We start from the raw sequence: 3,558 nt of genomic DNA, 5'->3' as shown, positions 1-3,558 counted from the left end.
ACCATCAAGGGATGAGTACGGAGCGCGAAAACGGCCTCATCGCGTTGGCAGGGCCAATGACCAACGTCGTTCTCGGGATTCTTTTCTTCCCGCTCATCTTTGGCGGGCCGGGGATCGTCCAAATCATCGGCCTTCGTGGCGCACAAATCAACTTCATCCTCGCGGGCTTCAACATGCTCCCGTGGGGGCCGCTGGACGGCAATCAACTGAAACGGTGGAGCACGACCGTCTTCGTCGCCGCGCTCATACCGTGTGTGTTGCTGGCGCTGTTCGGGCTATTCGCAATGTAACCGCGAGAATACTGTTCTCGGATTGGTTTTGATTTTGGCGAAAGTGCGGCAACGACGAGACGTCTTTTCTGGGGCCGAGAGTACAGCAACGACGATGGCAGGACAGAAAGCCCCGCCCGTTCGCTGCGAAACGACGTAGTTTGGTTCGCTGTGATTTCAGTATCCGAGCCACAATGAAGACCGCACCGCCCACACCCTCCCCAACCGACTGCGCTTCTCGTTCGCGTTGCTCACTGCGATGCTCGTCCCTCGCGCGGGCGCACCGGAGGTGCGCCATACTGTCGGAGACAAGCTCCGACTGGCTCTCGTTCGCACGCTCACGAGAACGTCGCGCGCCGTGTGGTTGGTCCGTATCGGGCAGCCCGTCCAGCCGGGCGGCGCGCGCTGGCCACAGCCCTTCGGCCAGCGGTCCGCCCGAAGGGGTGTGCCGATAGCGTGCGAGGGATGACGACCGAGGAGCGTCAGCGACGAGCGGAGGAATCGGCTGGGGAGGATTGTGGCGCGGTGCGGCGGCGGTTTTGGGGCGGGACTGAAAGGGGCCGACCGCGAACGGGCGGGGGCTTTCAAGATCGTCTTCCCAGTAACTCCACTCGCAAACCAATCAAAATCGATTCTAACTCATCGTAGCGAGCAGACGAGCGCTTTCGCAACCACTTTTCGTTCGAACCTGTCCGATTGCTGGGTCGTAACACGTATTCCACGGGGGGACGAATCGACGGACTATGATAGGTATCGTTGGTGGGGGAATCGCCGGATTGGCCGCCGCCTACCGCCTCCAACAGCACGGCTACGACGTGCAGGTATTCGAAGCGAGCGACGACCTCGGTGGACTCGCCGCGACCTACGAGACGAACGGGGACCGCATCGAGAAGTTCTACCACCACCTCTCCGCCTCGGAGGAGACCATCATCGACCTCATGGGTGAACTCGGATTGGACGACGACTTGGAGTGGCCCATCGGGAAGAACGCCTACTACGTCGATGGGGTCGTCCACCCGCTCGACAAGCCGTGGGAAATCCTCGCCTACCCGCACATGAGTGCCTACGACAAGTTCCGGTTGGCGCTCCTCACGCAGGAAATCGACATCCGGGGCGGGATTCCGAAGTTCGATTCCTACGAACGACTGGAGGATTACGAGGACGTCCCGATAGACGAATTCCTGATCGAGCACACCTCGCGCGGCGTCTACGAGAACTTCTTCGGACCGCTTCTGGACGCGAAGTTCGGTAGCAGGAAGGAGGACGTGAGCGCGGCGTGGCTCCTCGGACGCATCAAGTTCCGCGGTGAACGCGACCTCCTGCGCGGCGAACCGCTGGGCTACCTCCGCGGTGGGTTCGGCCGTCTCATCGACGCGCTTGTCGAGGAGGTCGGCAGGGAGAACATCACGACCGGCGTGTACGTCACCGACCTCGACAGCGAGGACGGGCACGTCACGTCGCTCACGACGAAACCGGCGGGGAGCGCGGAAGTCGCCGCCGCGGACGGCGGAAGTTCGGATGGCGACACCGCGACCGAGACGCACGACGTGGACGACGTCGTCGTCGCCGCGATGCCGAACGTCCTCGAAGAGTTGACGGGATACGAGTGCACTATCGACTTCCAAGGGGCGGTCTGTGCGCTCGTGACGATGGACGAACCGCTGACTGACACCTACTGGCTCAACATCGGACACGACGCGCCCTTCGGCGCGCTCATCGAGCACACCAACTACATCCCGCCGGAGCGCTACGGCGGCGACCACCTGCTGTACGTCGCCAGCTACATTCAGGACTACGAGGAGGAGTTGTGGGGGATGAACGACGAGGAAGTCGAGGACCTGTGGTTGGGTCACATCGAGGAGATGTTCCCCGACTGGGACCGCTCGTCGGTGTCCGAGTTCCGACTCGCCCGCAACGCGCGCGCCGCGCCGGTGTACGAACGCGGCTATCTCGACATGGTCGTCCCGTATGACCTCGGAGACGACATCGCGGACGGCATCTACTACGCCGGAATGGCGAGCAAGGCCCAGTACCCCGAGCGCAGCCTGAACGGCGGCATCGTCGCGGGCTACGAATGTGCGGACAGAATCGCGGGCCAGAAAGTCGTCGTCGATCCGAACGACTACCAGCAGTCCTCATAACCACCTCGAATACGCCACGCGCAGGGTTTTGCCCGCTCGTCGCTTCCATTATGCATCATGGTTGGGGTGGAGCAGTTGGGAATCGTCGGTATCGGCGCAGTGGCGAGTTTCTTCATGGCGTGGACGGTCGGCGCGGGGTGGACGCCGTACGCACCCGGCGTCGGCGCTCGCCGGATGACGGTCATGCGCGCGGCCTTTTTTACGGGGTTGTTCGGGATTCTCGGAGCAGTGGTTCAGGGACAGAACGTCACGGAAGCGATCTCCGCCGGACTCATCAACGGCGTGACGCTCTCGCCGGTAGCGGCCGTCATCGCGCTCGTCGTCGCCGCCGGACTCGTCGCGATCGGAATCTTCGCGGGGTATCCACTCGCGACGGCCTTTACGGCGACGGGTGCGGTCATCGGCGTTGGGTTGGCGCTCGGCGGAGCACCGGCGTACGCGAAGTATCAGCAAATCCTGCTCCTGTGGGTGCTGACGCCGGTCTTCTGCGGCGGAATCGCGTATGGGCTCGCCCGCCTAATCCGGCGTGACGACGTACCGGACGAGTACTCGATTCCGCTGTTCGGGGCCATCGTCGGCCTCATCCTCGCCAACTCGCCGTTCACCTTTCTCGCGCCGGAATCGGGCGGCGCATCGGTCGCAGCGGTCGCAGCCGAAAGCCTCCCCGTTCCGTCGCTCGCCGGTCTCATCGTGGTGACCCTGTTCGTCGCGCTCGTCCTCGGCGCGATACTTCTGATCGAGGTGCGTACCGACGTCAAGACGGGACAGCGACACTTGCTGTTCGGCATCGGCGCACTCGTCTCGTTTTCGGCAGGTGGGAGCCAAGTCGGTCTCGCTGTCGGGCCGCTCGCACCGATGACGATTCCGATCGGACTCTCGCTCGCCGTCGTCCTGCTGTTCGGCGGCGTTGGCGTCATGCTCGGCGCGTGGATGGGCGCGCCACGGATGATCAAGGCGCTCGCGCGGGACTTCTCGTCGCTCGGGCCGCGACGGGCGACCGCCGCGCTGATCCCGGCGTTCGCCATCGCGCAGACGGCGGTGCTGTTCGGCATCCCCGTTTCGTTCAACGAAATCGTCGTCAGTGCCATCATCGGCAGCGGCTATGCGGCGGGGGCCGGACGCGTCAGCAAGCGGAAGATGTCCTACAC

At 63.7% G+C, this 3,558-nt stretch carries 2 protein-coding genes and 1 pseudogene; all 3 read left to right on the top strand.

Translation table 11 applies throughout. From position 1 onward, the window contains the following. Window positions 1-290, top strand: a pseudogene (locus tag WBV42_RS11425) (metalloprotease); the annotation flags it as partial. 722 nt (window positions 291-1,012) lie between these two features. Further along, the gene (locus tag WBV42_RS11420) at window positions 1,013-2,410 is read left to right on the top strand and encodes an NAD(P)/FAD-dependent oxidoreductase (protein WP_423986144.1); all 1,398 of its coding nucleotides are present in this window, start codon (window positions 1,013-1,015) and stop codon (window positions 2,408-2,410) included. Window positions 2,411-2,467: 57 nt separating this feature from the next. Further along, window positions 2,468-3,558, top strand: a 1,091-nt coding sequence (locus WBV42_RS11415; protein WP_423986143.1) for an anion permease, incomplete at its 3' end; no start/stop codon positions are given.

The organism is Haladaptatus sp. (assembly GCF_049589095.1).
Taxonomy (GTDB): domain Archaea; phylum Halobacteriota; class Halobacteria; order Halobacteriales; family Haladaptataceae; genus Haladaptatus.
This window is presented reverse-complemented; position numbering and strand designations above follow the sequence as displayed.